20 protein-coding genes and 1 pseudogene are annotated in these 20,952 nt (G+C 34.5%); 5 read left to right on the top strand and 16 right to left on the bottom strand.

Annotation, left to right across the window (positions count from 1 at the left end):
• Nucleotides 1-642 precede the first annotated feature (642 nt).
• Both SUDEN_RS01265 and SUDEN_RS01260 read left to right on the top strand, forming a co-directional pair.
• Nucleotides 643-2,223, top strand: a complete 1,581-nt coding sequence (locus SUDEN_RS01265; protein WP_011371878.1) for a HipA domain-containing protein — start codon at nt 643-645, stop codon at nt 2,221-2,223.
• A gap of 70 nt (nt 2,224-2,293) precedes the next feature.
• Nucleotides 2,294-3,427, top strand: a complete 1,134-nt coding sequence (locus SUDEN_RS01260; RefSeq protein ID WP_011371877.1) for a tyrosine-type recombinase/integrase — start codon at nt 2,294-2,296, stop codon at nt 3,425-3,427.
• 143 nt (nt 3,428-3,570) lie between these two features.
• On the opposite strand, the gene SUDEN_RS11300 is transcribed toward SUDEN_RS01260, so the two are convergent.
• The 7 genes from SUDEN_RS11300 to SUDEN_RS01230 all read right to left on the bottom strand — a co-directional run bounded on the left by SUDEN_RS11300 (nt 3,571) and on the right by SUDEN_RS01230 (nt 15,895).
• Entirely contained in the window at nt 3,571-3,714 is a 144-nt protein-coding gene (locus tag SUDEN_RS11300; RefSeq protein WP_158301035.1) for a hypothetical protein, read from the bottom strand.
• 100 nt (nt 3,715-3,814) lie between these two features.
• Nucleotides 3,815-9,079: a DUF4011 domain-containing protein gene (locus SUDEN_RS01255; RefSeq protein WP_011371876.1), complete on the bottom strand. Its 5,265-nt coding sequence runs from the start codon at nt 9,077-9,079 to the stop codon at nt 3,815-3,817.
• A 51-nt stretch (nt 9,080-9,130) separates the two neighbouring features.
• Nucleotides 9,131-10,870, bottom strand: a complete 1,740-nt coding sequence (locus SUDEN_RS01250) for an ATP-binding protein (protein ID WP_011371875.1) — start codon at nt 10,868-10,870, stop codon at nt 9,131-9,133.
• A gap of 12 nt (nt 10,871-10,882) precedes the next feature.
• On the bottom strand, nt 10,883-11,890 hold the full coding sequence (locus SUDEN_RS01245; protein WP_011371874.1) for an SIR2 family protein: 1,008 nt from the start codon (nt 11,888-11,890) through the stop codon (nt 10,883-10,885).
• Nucleotides 11,891-12,001: 111 nt separating this feature from the next.
• Nucleotides 12,002-13,882: a DNA recombination protein RmuC gene (rmuC, locus tag SUDEN_RS11180; protein ID WP_011371873.1), complete on the bottom strand. Its 1,881-nt coding sequence runs from the start codon at nt 13,880-13,882 to the stop codon at nt 12,002-12,004.
• Between the two features lie 422 nt (nt 13,883-14,304).
• Nucleotides 14,305-15,462, bottom strand: coding sequence for a hypothetical protein (locus tag SUDEN_RS01235; protein ID WP_011371872.1), 1,158 nt, complete (start codon nt 15,460-15,462; stop codon nt 14,305-14,307).
• Nucleotides 15,463-15,535: 73 nt separating this feature from the next.
• Nucleotides 15,536-15,895: a hypothetical protein gene (locus SUDEN_RS01230; protein ID WP_011371871.1), complete on the bottom strand. Its 360-nt coding sequence runs from the start codon at nt 15,893-15,895 to the stop codon at nt 15,536-15,538.
• A 122-nt stretch (nt 15,896-16,017) separates the two neighbouring features.
• Between SUDEN_RS01230 and SUDEN_RS01225 the strand changes: the two genes are divergently transcribed.
• The gene (locus SUDEN_RS01225; RefSeq protein WP_011371870.1) at nt 16,018-16,269 is read left to right on the top strand and encodes a helix-turn-helix domain-containing protein; all 252 of its coding nucleotides are present in this window, start codon (nt 16,018-16,020) and stop codon (nt 16,267-16,269) included.
• Nucleotides 16,270-16,330: 61 nt separating this feature from the next.
• On the opposite strand, the gene SUDEN_RS01220 is transcribed toward SUDEN_RS01225, so the two are convergent.
• The 7 genes from SUDEN_RS01220 to SUDEN_RS01190 form a co-directional block, all read right to left on the bottom strand.
• A complete protein-coding gene (locus SUDEN_RS01220) occupies nt 16,331-16,576 on the bottom strand; it encodes a hypothetical protein (RefSeq protein ID WP_011371869.1) in 246 nt (81 codons plus the stop codon).
• Nucleotides 16,577-16,610: 34 nt separating this feature from the next.
• Nucleotides 16,611-16,790, bottom strand: a complete 180-nt coding sequence (locus SUDEN_RS01215; protein ID WP_011371868.1) for a hypothetical protein — start codon at nt 16,788-16,790, stop codon at nt 16,611-16,613.
• A gap of 5 nt (nt 16,791-16,795) precedes the next feature.
• Nucleotides 16,796-17,080, bottom strand: a complete 285-nt coding sequence (locus tag SUDEN_RS01210; protein ID WP_011371867.1) for a hypothetical protein — start codon at nt 17,078-17,080, stop codon at nt 16,796-16,798.
• Nucleotides 17,081-17,096: 16 nt separating this feature from the next.
• Nucleotides 17,097-17,267, bottom strand: coding sequence for a hypothetical protein (locus SUDEN_RS11295; protein WP_158301034.1), 171 nt, complete (start codon nt 17,265-17,267; stop codon nt 17,097-17,099).
• A gap of 72 nt (nt 17,268-17,339) precedes the next feature.
• Nucleotides 17,340-17,762: a hypothetical protein gene (locus tag SUDEN_RS01200; RefSeq protein ID WP_011371866.1), complete on the bottom strand. Its 423-nt coding sequence runs from the start codon at nt 17,760-17,762 to the stop codon at nt 17,340-17,342.
• A 75-nt stretch (nt 17,763-17,837) separates the two neighbouring features.
• Nucleotides 17,838-18,335, bottom strand: coding sequence for an NYN domain-containing protein (locus SUDEN_RS01195; protein ID WP_011371865.1), 498 nt, complete (start codon nt 18,333-18,335; stop codon nt 17,838-17,840).
• A 7-nt stretch (nt 18,336-18,342) separates the two neighbouring features.
• Complete coding sequence (locus SUDEN_RS01190; RefSeq protein WP_148153509.1) at nt 18,343-18,702, bottom strand: hypothetical protein; 360 nt, start codon at nt 18,700-18,702, stop codon at nt 18,343-18,345.
• Nucleotides 18,703-18,876: 174 nt separating this feature from the next.
• Here SUDEN_RS01190 and SUDEN_RS01185 point away from each other — a divergent pair, with 174 nt between their 5' ends.
• Complete coding sequence (locus SUDEN_RS01185) at nt 18,877-20,007, top strand: Fic family protein (RefSeq protein WP_011371863.1); 1,131 nt, start codon at nt 18,877-18,879, stop codon at nt 20,005-20,007.
• Here the strand turns inward: SUDEN_RS01185 and SUDEN_RS01180 are convergent.
• Nucleotides 20,004-20,240 (bottom strand): hypothetical protein, encoded by a 237-nt coding sequence (locus SUDEN_RS01180; RefSeq protein ID WP_041672167.1) that lies wholly within the window; start codon nt 20,238-20,240, stop codon nt 20,004-20,006. The genes SUDEN_RS01185 and SUDEN_RS01180 overlap by 4 nt on opposite strands.
• 266 nt (nt 20,241-20,506) lie before the next feature.
• On the opposite strand from SUDEN_RS01180, the gene SUDEN_RS01175 reads away from it, so the two are divergent.
• Entirely contained in the window at nt 20,507-20,770 is a 264-nt protein-coding gene (locus SUDEN_RS01175; RefSeq protein WP_011371861.1) for an HTH domain-containing protein, read from the top strand.
• Here the strand turns inward: SUDEN_RS01175 and SUDEN_RS11625 are convergent.
• Nucleotides 20,767-20,943: pseudogene (locus SUDEN_RS11625) on the bottom strand (M48 metallopeptidase family protein); the annotation flags it as partial. The gene SUDEN_RS01175 and the pseudogene SUDEN_RS11625 sit on opposite strands and share 4 nt — an antisense overlap.
• Nucleotides 20,944-20,952: the final 9 nt, after the last annotated feature.

The following is a 20,952-nucleotide window of genomic DNA, read 5'->3' as shown; positions in this document are numbered from 1 at the left end:
TTGGAATATTCTATGATATAAAATATTCTTCAATACAAGATGATAGTAAAGAGGTTTAAAAACGAAATTATTTCATTTCTGAATGAATGAGAGAGAGGAGGGAATTACAATGTTTTGCTTTTTAGAGGTATATGTAGGGTATATTTTTTATAAATATAGTTTTCTTAAAGTCTTTGAAAGTTCGTTAACAAGGGAGTTTTGAGAGATTTATTTATTTGATGGTGCGGATGAGAGGACTTGAAAAATAGTGTTTTTTCAAGTTTCTTAAAGTAATCTCAACTGTACTCAAATATCGCCATATACACGGTCTTTTAAAGGTTTTTATTATATCAAGTTAAGTCATGTAAAATCAAGTTTTTTCAATAATGGTGACTAATTAGTCACCCTTTTAGTCACCTAAACTATGTTATAATTTTTCTATTAAAATTTATAAATATTATCTCCAATGAGTCTAATGCAAAAAACTAAAAATGTATCTAGAAGTTTTTCTGCAGATACATTTTATATGAGTTGATTTTTTTATAAATAAATACTTAAAATATAAAATTTTGTCGTAAAATGTCGTAAATTTGATATAATATTAAAAAAGTATTAATTGTGATGTTTTTGTCATAATATGTCGTAAAAGGAAAGTTTGTAAAAATGAAACTTAATCAAACTGAAGAGATTATTCTAAATATTGTTACGAAAGAGCAAGAAATAGTTGCTTCTGTGCTTATTGCAATAACTCAGATGAATCCTAGAACTGTTCAAAGAGCTCTAAAAAAATTAGCAGAGTATGGACTTATTGAAGCATTAGGCACGACAAAGGACAGACGCTATAAACGAATCTACAATAAGGATGAAGCACCACACCAATATATAGTCTTTAACAGTGGCGAAAAATCCGGAAAACTCTCTTTTGGAAATGGAGAATATACTTTTGTATATGAGAACAACTATAAAGGTGAAGAGTTTGAAGGTTTAAAAAAAAGTTCTACCAACAAAAGTTCAGAGTTGTTTGCATTTTTTGAAAACCTTATTCCAGAGTACGAACGAAGGGAAAAGCTTTTACAAGGCAAAGAGGATTTAGGACTAGTTTTAGAAGAGTTAAGCAACTCTCATGGTGCTTTGGATTTTATACCAATGAGTGAAGTACATAAGTATGTATCTAACTACGGAAAAAGAGCAAGTTGGGTAAGTGTAAAAAATGAAATACTACAAGATAATAATTTTCCAAATTTACTAGACTTTGAACTGCTAATTGATGATGATATCCTTGATGCCGAGTCAAATACGGAACATTCCGATTTAAGTGGCTTTCAAACAAAAATAGATGTAGAAATTGATTTTAAAAACAAACAGATAAAAGAGTCTGATAGTGCAGAATATCTGTTAAAGCCACGCAATAAAAAGAAACACAACTATTTTCATGTAGATGATGATGGGAAAAAGAGACATTTTCCATATATTGCGTTTAATGAGCATTTATTTATGAGCTTTGCAAAGAACGAGCTTGGTTTCAATGTACCATACACAGCTATTATAAAAGCAAAGGATATTGACTACCACTATATAACAAAAAGATATGACCGCTATAAGGGGTTGAAGTATCCCCAAAAAGATTTTGCGCAGGTGTTAAATATACTGAGTAAAAATAAATATAAAAGTGATAGTCAAACTCTATTTGAAGCAATTAATAAAACATTGATGAACAAAGAGCAAAAGCTAGAAGCACTCCGTTTTTATTATTACAGCTACCTAATTAAACATGCGGATTTACACCTCAAAAATATAGCTGCACTTAATATCGGAAATAACAAGTATATTCTTTCACCTCTATATGATCTCATCTCTATAGGAATTTATAACGGTGATGCTTACGATATAGGCTTAGGTATGAAAAGCCCCTATAAAAAACCAAAAAACTGGAATATAAATGATTTTTACACTCTTGGCTCTGCTATAGGTATTGCACCTATAGCTTTTAAAAAAGAGGCACGCAAAATAACTAAGATATTTCTTCAAAAAATGCCCCAATACATCAAAAAAGTGCAAGAATTTGAAAAAATACACCCTTTACCAATGCAACAGACTAGAGATTCTAAAAGTAGTGCTACATTCTCAAAACGTTTAACAAGCATGTTTGAAAATAAAATCATACAACTTAAGAAAAGTGGAATTATTCAAGAACTAGAGTTAGTTCAAGAAGCAGGTGGGTTACTCAATGCAGAAAAAAATTGATATAAAGGTTATATCATATAACACAAAAATTATATCAATTTTTAAAGAGTGCAATATATGAGGTTTGATAATGGCAAAATTTATAAATTCTAAAAAATATGAAGGCGTCCAATATTACATAAAAGCAGATGGCACCAAATCATATTATGTCAGATATAAAGATGAAGAAAACAGACTCAAACGAGTAAAGATTGGCGACGAAACAGATGGAACTACTGAAGTTTATTGTAAAAATAAGCGCATAGAAATACTCAATGCTCAAAACAAGGGTGAACAGCCGCCAAAAATAGTCAAAAATCATAGAAAAAAAGTCCTAACTCTTAATGAAGTAGCAGATAAATATTTTACGACCAAAGACAGCTCAAGAAGCACATTTGACAGAATAAGCAAATACAAGAAGCACATTGCTCCTGTTTTAGGGCACAGAGGTGTGACCGGTATTACAAAAAATGATTTAATAAGTATTCAAGACTCCATAATTAAAGAACAAAATCTAAGTCCTCAAACAGCCAATATGGTTATAGAACTCTTTGGGACCATATTCATATATGGCTTTAAAGAAGAAATGTACGAGGCAGTAAACCCAACCCTTAAAGTGCAAAAATTCAAAGTAAGAAATACAAGAGAAAGATTTTTAAATAAGCTAGAAATTGAAGAGCTGTTTGATGCAGCAAAACAATATGATGAGAAAAATGCCAACGGAGGTGTTTTAGAACTTTTCACAAAACTTGCATTGACAACGGGTGCAAGAATGGAAAGTGTTTTAAATATCAAAAAGTGTGACATAGATTTACAAAATGACATCATTAGATTAGTAGATTTAAAAAATGGTGGTGAAGTGTATAGCGGATATATAACTGATACAACTCGAGAACTACTTTATCAAAAATCAAAAGCAATCAAATTTACTGATTATCTGATTTCATTTAATAACAATGGCAAAAAAATTGGAGCGAGGCAGCTACAAACAAGATTAAAGCCGCTTTTGGATGATTTATTCAATCAAGGACTTGATGTAAAAGACAGAAAAAACAGAATTGTTATACATTCATTAAGACATACGTGTGCCTCTCAGCTAGCAATGGCAAATGTCCCCATACTACAAATTCAAGAGCTATTAAATCACGCAGACATATCTCAAACAGTAAGATATGCAAAACTACAAGGCGATGCAAATAAAAAAGCTATTCAAGGAGTTTTTTAATAAGCTACTCAAAAAATAGGCTTTTAAGTAATCAGAGTGATATATCAGTAAAGCAGCTATTAATAAAAATTTACACCGTTAGAATAGAGACTATGACAAACTCCAGACCAAAAGTCCATTTTTGAGCGTTTTTAGCAAAACTATCAATCTACTTTTTCAGGAATAAGCTCTGGAATTATCTGCGAAGCAAAGAACGAATTTACTTTGAGACGAAGAGGTGCTTTACTATGTTCACTTTCTATATAGCCCATTTTCGTTAGAGTGCTTACAAGTTTTGTTGCTGTCAAGCGAACTCAAAATATTGACAGTAACTTTAATAAAACTATCCTGTTTTATGTGCTTCAATTGAGGATAAATACAAACTTAAACTCTTCGTCTCTCAGGCCATTATATTATAACTTCTTCACGTTTCTGATTTAGTATTGATTCTAATTGCATATGGAGTTTTTCTAGCGATCCTGATCTATCTTGCCACCAATCCGTTGACCAAATACGGAATATATTCCAACCAAGCCCTTTGAGTATATTTTCACGCAATTTATCACGATCTCGTGCAGTCGTTGCACGATTATAAGTAGCTCCATCGCATTCAATTCCAGCTATATAGTGCCCTGGTGAATCAGGATCGACTATCCCAAGATCAATTCTGAAGGAAGATACTCCTATCTTAGGATGTACTTCCCAGCCTTTCTCTTTCAGAGCATTAGCGATAGCCTCTTCAAATTTACTATCATGGTTATTGATGGAATCTGAGTTATTTCCCATGATAGCTCTTGATCCGCGTTCAGCGAATTCTAGAAAATGTTTGAGATCACGTACTCCGCCAGATTGTGTTCTTGAGAGATCGATTTGTTCTGCTTTTAAACTAGAGAAAACCCTTAACTCATATCTGGCCCGTGTAATAGCTACATTGAGACGACGTTCACCGCCGCTTTTATTCATCGGTCCGAAATTCATTGAAATTTTTCCAGTTAAATCAGGACCATAGCCGATAGAAAAATACATAATATCGCGTTCGTCACCCTGTACACTTTCCAAATTCTTAACAAACACCGGTTCCAATGCATCTTCTGCAAAATAAGTTTCTATATCTGGGTTATTGCGGCGAGCTTCATCCAGCAAATCTTCAATCAAACGTTGTTGTTCCGAATTGAAAGTTACAACACCGATAGTCAGTTTTGAATCTTGAAATTTTCTCTCTTTTAGTTTTGAGACCAATTCATCAACCAGTGCAAGCGCTTCAGGTCTGTTCGTACGGGTTCCACCTTTTTCATAAACGCCATCTTTTATATGCTGAAAGCTTACGGCTCTGTCATCGGTAACTGGAGATGGGAAAGTGACAAGTCCACCCGCATAATAGCGATGATTTGAAAATGCGATTAAACTTTCGTGGCGACTTCGGTAATGCCAAGAGAGATTTAGTGTAGGAAGATTAGCGCCCAAACATTCATCTAAAATGCTTTCCAAGTCAACTTCGATATCTTCGTCTATATCATCTTCACCAGCAGTTGATGCACGGTTGAAAAACGAAGTTGGCGGCAGTTGCTTTGGATCACCGACCATGATTACTTGTTTTCCTCTAGCTATTGCTCCGATGGCATCCCATACAGGGATTTGTGAAGCTTCATCGAAAACTACTACATCAAACAGTGCAATATCAGTTGATAGGTATTGTGCAATGGAAAGCGGGCTCATGAGTAAACAAGGTGTCAATTTTGTAATTGTTGTCGGCATCAAACTAATGAGTTCTCTGAGAGGTTTATGTGCCCGTTTCTTTTGCATTTCGCGTTTGAGAATACCCCATTCAGAAGATTTTTTTACCCCTTCTTGCTCTGGTAAATCAGCACATAATATTGCATAAATATACTCACTTGTCAGCTTAGTAAATCGCTCATCTAAGATTTTGAAGTCAGCAATCCGTTTCTCATGCTCGGCCACTATAAATGTACGTAAAATATCATCATTGTCTACGATGGAATTCAGCCACCAGCGACAATAATCGGTTTCAAACGTATTGCGCACTTCTCCCAAATTAACTTTGCCTTGTTCGATCCCTAAAACGAGTGGGTTTAAACCTGCATTAACTGCTTCTTTATGCGCTTTACGCCATCCGCACCATGTATGTAATTTAGGCTTCATTGCTGGAATTTCAGAGCACATTTCAGAGAGCTTTGAAAGATTGTCTTCTACTTTTTCCAGTAATTCGGTTGAACTAATTCCTGCTGTGGATATGAAATATTCAAAAGTATCGTTAAATTCATTTAATGCCTTATGGTAGTTATTGCCCGCTGTTGCAACGGAACCGTTTGTTTCAAGAAGGGTATTGCCATCACCAAAAAGTTTTTCTAGGGCTCCTTTGATGATTACTAGGTTTTCGGCATCATTTGCTAATGATACAATAGCCTCTGAAAGCGTTTTATGGAATGCTTGTACACTTTCAGCTTCATTCAATCGAGTATTGAGCCCTGTCCACAATGCGGATGTTTTATGAGTCAAATCACTCAAGTTATTGATATTTGATTCTAGAACTTGCAGTTCTTTTATTTTTAGTAAATCAGTCGGTACGTTCGGCTTATTCTTACCTTGGATGTATACTCCAAGTTTGTTATGAACGCTTCGCTTTTTAAACCAGCTTATAGGCCAAAATGTCTGTTCAGCGTTATTCCACTGCTCGTTTAATTCTTCTACAACAATCTTGGTAATATCCCCGTGATAAGGAACGGACAATTGCTTAAAAATATTCTGATGTTGTTTGACGTATTGTATACCTCTATCCAAATCATCCATCAAACGACCGATATCCGGACGTAGAACAAATCGTCTATCGTATCCGGCAGCTTGAGGCAATGCTTGTGCAAATAACGATAAACCGTTGCGGACTCGTAGCTCGAAACTTGAACTAGAAAATCCAAGCGCTTTAAAATAGGTATCTGAAGCTAATTCCAATTGATTGATCTTTGTGATCATAAGAGCACTGGTTTCAATTATTTTCTCTTGCCAACTAGGAGACCATTCATCATGCGCAATGATATTTAAATTGTTATCTTTGATATTGCCTACTTCACGAGCGTTAACATCTAGTCTTTCTGCTAAGGCTCGTAACCGTTCTATTGTTTCTATGTCATGGGTATCAGGAGATGACCATTGTAATCCAAGTTTTGGAAAATGTTCTCCGATTAGAATTTGTCCGATGGCTTGATGAGGAGTCAAATTATTGGGGTATGTTTTATGGAGATGTTTCACAAATTGATTGAGTTCATCTCGCAAAATTTTTAACTTTTGAGCCTCTCTTTTCCATTCTTCAGTATCACTATTCCCTTTTGCGTCCCATGCACGATTAAGTTGTTGTAATACATCTAGTTTTCGGGCTTTGTTGGAATGAAGTTCCAGACAAAAATCACCAAGACCCACGTCACGCAAACGACGATAAACGACATCAAGCGCGGTAATTTTTTCCGATACAAATAAGACTGTTTTTTTCTCTGCTAAGCATTGAGCAATGATATTAGCAATAGTCTGACTTTTTCCGGTACCCGGAGGACCGATCAAAACAAAGTCTTTACCTTTGGCTGAAGCCATTACAGCAGAGAGTTGGGAAGAATCCACCGGTAATGGGCAAAACGTTTTGTCTGGAGCATAATCATCATCGAGTTTTTTTGGATCAGTAAAAGTAACGTTACTAGGGTACGGGTCTCTAGGTGTTTCAATCAAATGGCGAACAACCGGATTTTGTTTTAATTGTTCTGTATGATCAATCAAATCTTTCCACATAAGGTACTTGGCAAATGAGAAGGTAGAGAGAACAACTTCTTCTGAAACCTCCCATCCTTTTATATCCTTAATGGCATTAGATACCTGCCGCCAAATACCGGAGATATCTAATCCATGGTCATCTTTAGGTAATTCTCGCTGATCAATGGGAAGTTCAAGCTCAAAATCTTGTCGCAACATCTGCACTAGAGTAGGATTGAAACGAGCTTCGTCATCATGTAGAACTAGACTAAACCCTTCACGCATACTTTTACGATTTAGGATTACCGGAATCAGTATGAGCGGAGCCCGATAACGTTTGTCATCTTTGTCACTTCGTGTCCATGAGAGAAATCCGACTGCTAAAAATAACGTGTTTGAACCACCCTCAGAAAGTGTTGCCCGAGCAGTTCGGTAGAGTTCCGTGAGGCGTGATTCCAACTCTTCTGTATTAACTGAAACAAAGACTTCATTTCTTTGTAGTGCATCTAAAGCGTGCACTTTATGGATATCTTCCAATTCTCTTGATTCGTGAATTGTTTTATCACGAAGGTCGGAACCATTCATTAAATCCGGTCGCGGTTTTATCCGTATAGTGTTTCCATCCGCCAAACGGTCTTCCAGTTGTCCTGGATTTGGGGCATCGAGTTTAATCATTCGCTTATTCGTGCGAAAATTTAAAAGATTATTGCGCAGAGAAAGATCCAAAAGCTTACGTTGCCACATATCAAGTCGATCGGTAGGTTTAGATGAAATTTCTTCGTTATGCAGTATTTCATCATCAGGTAAGTCCGGGGCTTCATCAAAAATCGGGTCTAAACTTTCTGCTTCCTGGACTAAAGGTGTGGCATTGGCTTTGCTGTCTAAACTAGAGAGTGGTTTGATACGTTGCATTCTCGCCCGTTTGATGTCAATGATCATCTCAAACATATCATCTTCACCTTCTGCAAGTTGTTTTTCTCCTTGCTCGATAGCTTTAGTAAATGAGGGACAAGGTCGTTTAGTTAAAAAGGTTGTTTCAAATACTACAAGCTCTTTTAGTTTTATGCGCTTTCTAATGGCAGTTATGTCATCGATAATGACAGTAGAGGACTCTTCATCTTTTAACCAAACCCCCGCAAATGAATGCCCTTTCGTGAATATGATGATAGGATTTAGTCCGCATTGTTCTAATGCCGCACAAATGAACAATGTACTGTCCAAACATGTAACAAGACCTGTTTCCCAGATTTGACCGGGAGTACGAATCTTTTGACCTGTTTGCTCAAAGCTCGCTGGTGGCAAGGCGTAATCAAGTCCTAAAGAACCGATTGCAGTCCAAATTGCAGAAGATATTTCCCACGCTTTGGTAGAACCTCCGATATATCCATTTAAAGATGCTTCCTTGTTATGTTCACGTAAAATTGAAGCTGCTTTTTTCAGTAAATGTTCAACCTTTGTATCATTAGGCTGTACATAGGCAACGATCATTTCAGGCATATGACTGATACCACTCCATTGGTTGCGTGGTAATAACTCAAGCGTCTGTTCAAAAGTTGCGATAACATTTTCATTCGATGTGAGTGATAGAGAAATATGTACGCTTTCAGACTCATTTAAATCCAGCAACATAGCATTGTCTAGTTGTATGTTGCGATCGTGAATGTCAAATCTCTGTTGTGCTACGATGGTTTCAATATTCCATACTTTTGCTTTAATGAATGTAGGTGTTGATGTTAAGGTCAAGGTTAAATTACTCAAAGGTTGATCACTATTATTGACCACATTTAATTCAAGTAATACGAGTACTGAGTTTTGCAAAAAAGCGAGATTAAACTTTGGTGAAAACTTAGCTTCAATTATAATTGGTTCATTGCTCACTTTGTTATCCAGATTAGAAATTTTACTTATATCAATTTCCATGCTAACCTCAAAAATTTTATCCGTGATTTATTTCTCATACTTATTCCCTTGTCATACTGATATAACTTGTATGCTTTGTTTTCGCCAATTTTCTATTGCAGAATCCAATCTAGTTGGATCTGTAGCAATTTGCCATTCATCCCAAAATTCAATAGTTCCACTATCAGGCGTTATTGTCGGTTTATCAACTCTGATTCTACTTGGCAATAAACTTGCATCACCTACGACAAGAGCTTCACCTGTATCAAGAATAGGAAGTATGTCTCCAAATCCACCTAAATTGTCTGGTAGTAATTTTTTAATGACCATTTGATCATCAGTATTCGTTAATCGCATTGCAATAAAATTACTGCATTGACTCAATACCGTTCTATTAACTTCTGATGGTCGCTGACTAATTACAACTAAACTAACTCCATATTTTCGTCCCTCTTTTGCAATGCGTTCAAAAATTTTGAGTGATATTTCATCACTAGAATTACTATTATTTTTATCGGGTATATATAAGTGCGCTTCATCACAAAGTAACGCAATAGGGTGTCGTTTAGATGATTCGGTCCATTGTTGTACTGAAAAAGATAAACGAGCTATAAGACTTACGATTAATGGCAATATATCAGACGGAACTTCGGAAAAGTCAATAATTTTAATACCTGCTTTTTCATTTTCCAATTTTACGCCTATGGTTGTTTTTACCAATTTATTCAACCATTCAAATTCCATAACATCAGCACCACCTTGGAATAAGAAACCTAATCTTCTGTCTGAAATTTTATTTTCTAGTCTAGATATCATTCGGCTGAGCTTGCCGTTAAAGTCACCCATTTTCTCTTTCCTAGGAGCTGCACCAGGAACCATTTCTGAGTTAATTACATTTAACGTTGTCAGTAATCCACCCAAATCAAAAGGGATTGGACTATCAATGGTAAAATTTTTTAAAATTTCAGTTTCGCTTTTACTTGTTAAATATGCTTCCTTGGCATTTCTAATCTCACGGGCAATAATCATAGATTGGTTAGGGGCATTTTGGTCACTTCGATCAACAAACATTGATACTAGAGCTTCATATGATAATAGCCAGTAAGGAATATATAGTACATTGTCTTCAATCCCTTTTTCTTGTTCAATATCTGAAGGTCCGGCAATTTTAAAATATTCAATATTATCAATACTTTGTAGAGGCTTATACTCACCGTGCAAGTCAAAAATAATGGAATTAACATTCTCAAGTTGAGCCATTTGTTCGATTATTTTTGCAGTAGTCCACGATTTTCCTGACCCTGTACTGCCACCTATAAAGGCATGACGTTGAAATAGTTTATTGCCATTGATATATGCTCTAGCATTTTCATCTAAAGTATAGTTTCCTATAGATAATGCATTTCCTTCCCCACTGGATTGGGAAATTACACGCATAAAGCTTGTTAATTTATCGTCCTCCAGAGCAAAGCAGTTTGCATCAATTTCTGGTACCGTTTCCAACGTTCTTCTAAAAACATTTTCTTGAGTGCCTTCTCTGTTTTTAAATGTACCAATTAAAGTTATTTTACAGAGATTTTCTTCTTTGAATTCTTCCTCTTCTAGTTCTTCATCAAATATTTTTTTTCTCATCAGTTTTTGAATTAAACCAATCAAATACTGTTCTGCTTTGGAACTTTGCAGTACAACGAGTCTATTAACTTGTAAACGTTTTAATTTTTCTAAATCGGACACTTCAATAATGACAACTCCAGTGTCAACAGAAATTACTTTACCTAACGTTTCATGGTCTTGATAGTTGAAAATTGGCATGGATTTCCTTTATTAAATTAATTGTAAAAAGCCACTAAGTGACCAAAAGTTCATATTTGGGATAACAATGGGTTCTGCAAGAAGTGAAGAATATATTTTAGTGTCTACTTCATTATCAATTTCAAAAGCTAAATAATTTTTACAACCTTTTGTAGTGATGAACTCCTGTGTTGCTTCTGTAAGATTGCGAGTAAGAATTAATAATTTAGCATTGCCATGAACACATTTATTGACCAATTTTTCTTGGATATGCTTATCATTAAATCCATAGCCAATACATAGATAGCTATTGCTTGTTTCTAAAGCGTTATCAGCTTCATGAATAATCGTACGATAAGGCTCTAAATGTGTTTTACTGTACTTTTCAATTCCAGGAGTAACAATTTCTGGAAGCAATGATGCTGGATAACTTTCAAGATTTGATAATCCAATCAAATCATTATTTTCTTTTCTAAACCAATCAAGTGATCCATGAACTTTCCAAATATTTACTTTTCGTTTTGTTTTCAAATAATCTTTATTTGCTTTAGTTCTTAGTAATCCACTGGTAAAGCCACTATAATGGTAGTAACCTTCAATATCACATGCATATTCTGCCAACCTATCATAATTTGTTGTGATGATATTAAGATCGCTAGCAGTACTGTTAAATAATTTTTTTATGATGGTAGAAAGTGGTAACATAGCATTTGAAGCTACAATTGAATTAAATACTTCTATATCTTTGGGATTTATAAGCTCCCATGTTTTTATGATGATATCTTTAGTGATATCTGGATGTAGAGTCACTTGATGTAAAGCACTTTCTAAGTCCACACCATTATTTAGTAATTCAATAAATTCATTCCATGATTTTAGATGTTCTGGATTCGGGATAATATTGTTTTTTAAGTATTCAGAAAGTTGCCACATCCCAGGTAATCCATGGGCTGCTGAAGCTCCGCTACCTAAAACGATGACTGGTGAATTACTGAAATAATCTTGTGCCTGTCTATATATTTTTTCTAATATTTCTTCCAAATTGTTTTTCCTCTTCTATATGTTGAGTAGTTTCTAAAACATCAGATGATTTGCTGATAGTGTGCTCTGGATGCCACGTTCCTTATCATTGAGTCCAAATAGCAAAAGAAATTAATCATCATCTGATGAAAGCGTTTCGATCACAGGCTCTGGTAGCAATTCAATCTCCATCTCTGCTTCATCAAAATCTTGAAATTCCATTTTTGAATCTTTCAATGTTTTTGAAGTTCGTGCACCAAGCCGTTTCAGGTTTTCAACACGCCCCATTAAATTACCAGGCCCTTCTGTTAATTGCTTATGAGCATGCTCATATGTACTTGTTGCACTCTGCAACTGTTTTCCAATTTTTCCAAAACTATCAGAGAATCCAACCATCTTGTCATATAGTTTTCCCGCCTCGTCAAAGAGTTTTGATGCCAAAGTATTTGACTGCTCACTTTGCCAATAAAGGTATATAGTTCTTAGTGAAACGGTCAATGTAGAAGGGTTGACTATGGCAATATGTTTTTTGAGTGCATACTCATACAATTTTGGATCTTGTTGTATTGCCATAGCAAAGGCACCTTCAATCGGAACAAACATAAAGACGTATTGCAACGTCCCAACTTTGTAATGAGCATAATCTTTGCTATCAAGTGTGTCTATATGGTTTTTAAATGATGTCACGATACCATTGGTTGCCAATAGACGTTCTTCATCAGTTTCTGCATGTATATAGTTGCTATAATCATTTAGTGAGACTTTCGAGTCGATGATGATCGTCCGCTCTTGCGGTAGTTTTATGATCACGTCAGGGCGTTTAGTATTTCCTTCTTCATCTTTATAACTTTCTTGTGTCTCATAGTGCGCACCCTTACGTAAACCGGAATATTCAAGTACGCTTTCAAGTATCATCTCCCCCCAGCTACCTTGCATCTGTTTTTTGCCTTTGAGTGCTTTTGTGAGGCTTTCGGCTTCCTTACTAATATTCATCCCTGCTTTGGTAACTTGCTCTATCTCTTTGGAAAGCTCGGCAAACTTTTTGGTACTGTTTTCTTGAGAGTCTTCGACCTTTTTCTTGAATGTATCAAGATTCTCTTTAAAAGGTTTTAGCAAGCCATCAAGTGATTTCATCGAAGTCTCATCGAATTTTTTTAGTTTGCTATCAAGGTTTTGTTGCATGATTTCGTTGAGTTTTAGCTCAAGCTTTTTACTCTGTTCTTCAAAATCTTTTTTGAGTTTTTCGTTGTTTTCTTGTTGTGCAGAAAGTTCTGCCTGGAATTTAGATTTTTCTGCCTTAAGTTCGCCATTGCTTTCCTGTAAGGATTCTATTTTTACTTGTGCAGAAGTAAGATCATCTTTCAAGAGTTTGATTGCTTGAAGCAACTCATTTTTACTTTCATTTAGGGCGTTTGAATTAGCTTGTAATACTGATTTTTCACTTTGCAAAGCAGTATTTTCTTCAAGTAAATTATCTATTTTCTTTTGAGCTATTCTTAACTCATCTTTATGTACATTAATCTCATTTTGTAAATCGCTATTTTTGTTGTTCAAGCGTTCAATATCTTTTTGGAAACCAAGATTTAATTGTTGTAATTCATGTTCTTTTTTATCAAGGTCGTTTTTGGCTTGTTGCAGCTGACTTTTTAGCGTTTCGACAGATATATTTAATTCATTTTTTTCATTTTCGAGTTTAACAACTCGATTTTCTGTAGATGTAACTTTTTTTGAAAACTCAATGAGATCTTTTTCATTTTCGGCAATGGTGACATCTTTTTGGGATAAATAAGTTTTATGGGTATCTATTGATAGCAATAGATCTTTGTTTTCAACTCGTAGATTTTCTATGGTTTCAGTTAAAAGAGGGACTCGTGCGGCTAAATCACGCTTTTCATTCAATTCGTTTTGTAGAGTTGCATCAGGTGAGCTTTGAATGCTTTTTCGCATCCAGACAACAGAGCTTATGACGACAACTGATAAAACCAATACGGCAATTGTTATTTCAAACTCCACATGTATCCTTTTTAATTCTCAATATACTAGTCTTATATGTTAAAAGAGAGTTAATATTAAAACTGTAGAAAATATTCAAAATAGACCTTTGCCCAAAAATGGTAAGTGCTTATGTTAATATCTTTTCGCTTAAAATAACATCCTATATTAAGCAATTAATTTAATACTTCCGAGGTTCTATGTCTTAATTCAAATGAGTTAGATGTAAAATCAAGTGATACATAGGTATGATCTGTATATTCTCTTAGATTCACTATGTCAAAGGCGGAGCCAAAATCAGCATAATTTACAATGAAAAAAGCCTAAAACAAAGGCTTGCTTATACACAAAACGGCCAAAATAGATTCCGCCTACGACATTTTAAAAGTTGTTATTTCAATGTTTTATTGGTAGTTTAATATTAGTGATTTAATATTTTTCCATTAATCACTGTAAACACCTTGCCTATTTACTTTAAATATCCAACCACGTTCTCTGCTAGGAAAAAAACCAGATTCGTTCCGTTTGTGTTCAATAGGTGTAATAACGCCAGACATAATATATCCATCTGGAGCTTCTAAAATTGAGTTGGCAGTATCACTTCCATAACTAAGCCCGTAACTATGATTCCATAAGAGTTCGCCATTGTTAGTTAATTCAAATATCATTAAATACTCAGATTTGACACTCGACATATAAATTTTTCCAGCAACTACAAAATTACCGGACTTATTTTCTATAAAATCACGGCCAAAAGTGTTTTCACTAGCTGTATGTATATAATTCCATATAATATTCCCTTTTTGATCTATTTTAGTTATTGTTACTTGCAATGGCATATTTCCCATTAGAATAAGCTCATTTGGTTTTGCTATAATATTTTGAAATTCATTTATGTTTGTATAATCTTTATTCCATAAAATATTGCCTTTGCTGTCGGTTCTCATTATATGTGCACTTTTATCAATTTTTTTCTCATCTATATTTTTTTTGCCAACAAAAAGATATTCATCATTAACTAACTCTATAAAATCATTAAGATCTAAATTTTCATATGTTTGGTGCCAAACTTTAAAACCATTGGCATCCATTTTAATTATATTGGTGCCACTAACTAAGATAAATCCTTTGTCATTTGTTTGTTTAATTTTAGAATTTTCATCCAAAAGAAGAGGAAATAAAGATTCGCCCTTAAGATTGCCATATGTATCAATAAGTAGAACTTGAGTTAAAAAAGAATTTTTATTTTTTTTATCCTCTGTGTTTCTTATTAAAATATAGGTGTTTTCAGAGGCTTTTTCAATATATTGTACCCCACCATAATCATCTCCATATTGTTTTCTCCATAATTCATTACCATGCACATCAACTTTTCGTACAATGGGTTTACCCGATTTTGCACCGGCAATTATTATATTATTACTATCATCATATACCATTGAATTAAATTCAAGTGAACTTGGTTCAAGAATTCCATTTTTATATTTATCAAATATTTTTGAGAAACCTATCTGTTGTGCTTTTTGATCAATTTCATATTGCTGCTTGTTTCCAAAAGCAAAAACTAATGCTGGAATTATTAATACTAATTTACGAATCATTTTTTCAACCTTTTACTTTAAAATAAAGAGCTGTGTATCAAGTTCTCTGGTGCACCCGTTTTCACGAATCATTTCAAAAACCATAAGTGTTACCTCCACTATCAAGGCCGCCAATACCACTTATCATTGGAAATCCTGTTGCTGGATTTATGTATGTTGTACTTGTCAGATCCATTGCAAGATTTATGTCTATTCCATCTGTGAGGTCCACATAATGGGAACTTTCAAAGCCAATCTTAGAAACTCTGACCTTCTTTAGAGCTTCTGCCGCAAACCTAGCTTGTTCACGCATTTCTGCTTTTTTAGCATTAATCTCTTCAAGCTCATCTTCTGTATAAGGAATAATGCCTCTTCTTTTTAACTCTCGCTCTTCTCTTTCGGTATCTTTTCTTATTTTCTCAATCCACAATTTATCTTCTTCTGAAAGTGCCATTTTAGATTCCTATTTATTTTTTTACTACAAGTCTACTAAAAATATCCATTTAATGTTCTATAGAACATTTCAAAACAATTCTAACAACTATAAACTTATACATACTTTACCTATAGGACATTATGCATATTTTGAATGATTTGACTCCAGCAGAACTAGAAAATTTCTATCGAGATATTGGGAAAAATGTCAAAAATGCAAGAAAAGAAAAAAAGATTTCTCAAATGCAGTTGGCTCTAGCCATAGGTCATAATTCTGTTGGACACATTGCAAAAGCCGAGCTCTACAAATATGAGAAACATTTTAGTTTAGAGCAACTTTTTAAAATATCTCGTATTTTAGACATATCTTTGCATGATTTAATACCGGAATAGAAAATAATTTTACTAAATGCGTACATTTTAAACAAATATTTCCTATTTTGATCTTCTTTTTCTAATATTCAGACTGATTCACAAACTCTGTATTCTCATCAAAAACCTCCACTCCATAAGATATTAAATCAGTATCAAAATATTTATACATCGCATCAGCGATTTCGCAGTTTACAACTTTTAAAATCCCCTCCGTATGTTCTATAATCTCATTTCCACTGTTTATAGCATAAGATAGAAATACTCTATTTAGCTCATCTTTTTTAATAAGCATCCTATAGTTTTCTAAAATCAGATAATTTTTCATTTAAAGCTCTCTAAAAATAAAAATATTATAAAGTTTAGCCCAGATTGTCATCTTTGTTTAATTTTTCTTCAAACCTCTTAACGTGCTCTTCAAGCTCTTGTATCTTTTTTTCATCTTCACAATCTCGCATTTTATAACTTGCAAAAGCACTGCTCAAACTCTCTGCAATAAAAAAGAGCCCAATCATAATAACTACATAATCAGGCGTTCTCATTGTTTTTACTCCTCTACCATGCAGATGCGTATTTCTAAAAGCATATCCTCTCTTTTAAAGTACTTCTCTTTATAAATCTCCCAGTTGTTGTTTTTATTGACAAGCAATTTTTGGTTATTAGTAATGCCGGTTGAGCAAAGGAGCGTCTTTTGATTTTCAAACGCCTCTACTTTTTCATCCATATCAAATGAGTTCGTATGGTTAATGCCTAGTTTTAACAGATATAAAATCCCCATAAATATGGTTCCTACAACAATAATAGCTACCAAACTCTCTAAAATACTCTTCATCTCTTTATCTCCTTTGTTAAAAAAGCTTCATAAAAAGCTCTCTGATTTTTTTATATCTCTTGAATCTTACTATTACAACTACTACTCCTAAAAAAAGACCTACCATAAAATAGGTAAGAAACGGCGGCTCTTTTGTACTTGGTAAAAACTCTCTTATAAGTATCAGTGTCTCTTGATCTATTAGCATCTCTATTCTCGCTCCATGCACTCTGATATGGAGACTATCTTGTCTTCTTTGACAAACTTGTCTCCTATTTTTTTACTTTTTTAACTCACTTTTATCTTCTGCAAACTCTGAGGAGATGATTTTCTCTCTTTGTATGATGCAGTACTCTTTGTATCTGCAGATATATTTGCAGTACACTTCTCTTTTATGCACTCCTCTTACCTTATAAAGCCCAAAGAGCCAGAAGAGCGAGCTTTTCTTTATAAGCTCTTTTGGGTGCTTGCAAAGAAGCTTTTCATAGTCGCTTCCCATAGCGCTGTGTTCACTATAGATTGTCTGTCTCCCCTCTATGGTATAGATGCCATTCTCGTTCAAGGAGAGCCTTGCATCGAAAAAAACACTATGCATCTCTTTATGCCCTATATAGTAAAAACGCTCATCTGCCGGATTGACAAGTATCTCTCTGTTGTGCTCATCTATTAAGATATTTACATTGCTGTAGAGTATTTTTGACATTGGCTCTCCTTGTTTTTTTGATATAGTGTAATTGTAAGATATGGGAGTGCGGACGTTGTTTCGCTCTTTTTATTTTTAAAGCTCAAACTTGCTAAGGGTGATGAGTTTTAGATTTTTATCGCACAGGTTCATCTTCATGGCTATGCGTTTTTTATTGGCGTCTTGCATGATCCAAGTGAGTTTTTTACGCTCAGAGAGTATCTTTTTTCCGATATCCACAAAGTCGCTGTCAGAGGAGATAAATATAAACTCATCATACTCTTTGAGGATTCTGTAGACACTCTTTATCTTTTCATCACTATCGCTCTTATGTGCCCTTAAAACTTCGAACCCTTCTCTATGTATCGATTTTAGTTTAGAGGGATTGATAGTTTGAGTGGAGATGATAAAAGATCTCTCGGGAGCGAATTTAAGTGATTGCTTTACTTTTGGAAGATGGCTGTAAGGGATATTCTCCAGGTCCCAAAGTAGCAGTGCTTTTTCTCTGTAGTTGCCGCTTCCCCAAGTTACCTCTTTTATAACATCTTCATCAACGGCTTGAAAATAGTTCTCAAAACAAAAAAATGAAACCATCTACGCATTACCTCTTTTGCTCACAGTTACTGATCTCTAATAGCAGATCCTCTTTTTTAAAGTAATTATCCTCATAAACGCTCCATCCATCTTTTATAGAGACAAGATAATGCTCTTTCTTTTTAAACGCTCCGGTTTCACAGATAAAAGAGTTCTCATCATAAAACGCTCTTCTTTTCTCTTTAATGGAACTGTTGTCATAGAGCGCAAAGAGATATGAGAGTATGGTTACAAATACAAAGGAGCCCATAAAGATAAAGGGTACAGTCCGCAGTGAAGGTTTCTCACTCTTTTTTAAAGCCGAGAAGTGCAGCAGCACCAATGCAAAGCCAAGTATGATTGAGAGTTTAAAGATTTCAAGAGCCACGCCATCACCTTCTTCTGTTTTTATAAAAAGTATAAGAAATGTGAGTGAAAGCATGGTTTCGTTTTAGTGATACTGCATTATCATATATAAAATGTGGTACAAATAACCAACTTATTCACACCATTTATGGTATGATTATACAAAGCAATCGCACTATTTGAAGGAAAGAAGATTATGAAACGTTGGATTTGGCAACAAAGTGAGTATCCAAACTTTGCCTATGACTTAAAAAGATTAGAGAGTTTGATACAAAAAGTCTCTCTTGAACAAGGATACTTAATCGCTCTTGCACAAACCATAGATAAAGACAATATCCTTCAAAGACGCTTTGAATCCTTGATGAATGAGGCTATAAGCACTTCTGCCATCGAGGGAGAGATTCTAAACCGCGATAGCGTAAAAGCCTCAATTCAAAAAAAGCTTGGATTCAAAGAGATACACTATAAAAAAATAGATGAGACGACAGATTATCTTATAGAGATACTTATAGATGCAAATACTAACTATGACAAAGAGTTGACGATGGAGAGGCTATTTGGTTGGCACAATGCTCTCTTTCCAAAAGGATACAGTGGATTACGCAAGGTAAATACAGCATCATTTAGAGGCGAAGAGACCATGGAAGTAGTAGGAATAGAGCGCGGCAGAGAGGTGGTTTTTTACGAAGCGCCGCCTAGAGCTGACCTAGAGCATGAGATGCAGAGATTTTTAGATTGGTTCAATGCCGCTGAACCTAGTTTGATAAAAGCCTGCACTGCACATCTTTGGTTTGTTATAATCCACCCATTTGATGATGGAAACGGAAGAATCGCAAGAGCTATAACAGACCTGGTACTCTCAAAAATAGAAAACTCCAAGATCTCAAGACTATACTCTATGTCAAGTGTCATAAACACAGACAGAAAAGGCTATTACAGCGCACTTGAGCATACTACTGGATATATAAATAAAGAGAACAATCCTCTTGATATAACCAATTGGTGCGAGTGGTTTTTATCTACCCTGCATAATGCACTTATTGATACCAAAAAAAAGCTTGACTATATCGTACAAAAAACAAAGTTTTGGGATAGACACAAAAATGATGAGCTTAATGCAAGAGAGATAAAAGTACTTAATTTTATACTCGATATGGGAGCAGAAAATTTCCAAGGGAACTTGAGCAAAAAGAAATATATGAGCATCGCCGACACTGCATCGACAAATGCTTCAAGAGACATAGCACAGCTCTTAGAACTTGGCTGTATAAGACAAAAAGAGGGGTCTAGCGGAAGAAATACTGCTTATGAGATAATCTTGGACTAACCCTTAACACTCTCTATCTTTTGGCAGATCTCACGCATAACATACTCTAGTTTTTTTGCTTTTTCGTAGTATTCCAAAAATGGTTCTACCCAATTTGGGATTACTAAAGGTTTGCCTTCTCTCATCACTCCCCAATTGTTGATTGTTGAATAGGGAACTCTGCATAATTCTGAGAAATCTTGTTTTGAGATTTCAAGCTCTTTTAACCTTAGAATAAATTGCTCTTTTGTCATAAAACACCTTTTTATACTATATTTGGACAATTCTATCATAAATTATACTGATTTACAATATTTCATCTTGACACTATATGCGTATTAGTATATAATAATCTAATTAAATACTAATATACGATAAAAGGAGCAACAAATGAGAAAGGCAAGACACTTAACTAAAGAGTATAGATATACAATCTTTATACTCATAATAGAGCTTTTGGTGAGTATTACTCAAGCACTGCCGCTTTTAAGTAACGCTGCATAATGAAAGGAGTTTTACTATGGCACAAAAATCATATGACAAAGCACTCTTTAGACTTATCTCCATACTCTCTATGCTCACTAAAGATGAGAGACCGACTATCTCATCTTTGGCAGAGGAGTTTAATGTTTCTAAAAGAACTATTCAGACAGATATTTATCAAAGACTCCGTGGCTGGGATATTACCAAAGATAAATTTGGGAGGCTTGTTTTTAGGGATGGGGTTGATATATTTAATGCTATAGGAAAGTTTGGGAGGAAAGGTAAGCGAGTAGTGTTTTAATATCCTTTCTCCAAAATATCTTTCCGCTTTTCCCAATAAGCCATATAAAGAGCTAAATAATCATAAAATTGCTTAGAATGATTTGGATAAATAACATGAACCAGTTCATGAAAAACAACATATTCTATGCAGACTTTAGGCTTTTTTATAAGTTGAATTTGGTTCAGTTTAATAATAAATTA

The sequence above is a fragment of the Sulfurimonas denitrificans DSM 1251 genome, from assembly GCF_000012965.1.
GTDB lineage: Bacteria > Campylobacterota > Campylobacteria > Campylobacterales > Sulfurimonadaceae > Sulfurimonas > Sulfurimonas denitrificans.
The sequence above is the reverse complement of the archived record's forward strand: the minus strand, read 5'-3'. Positions and strand labels throughout refer to the sequence as shown.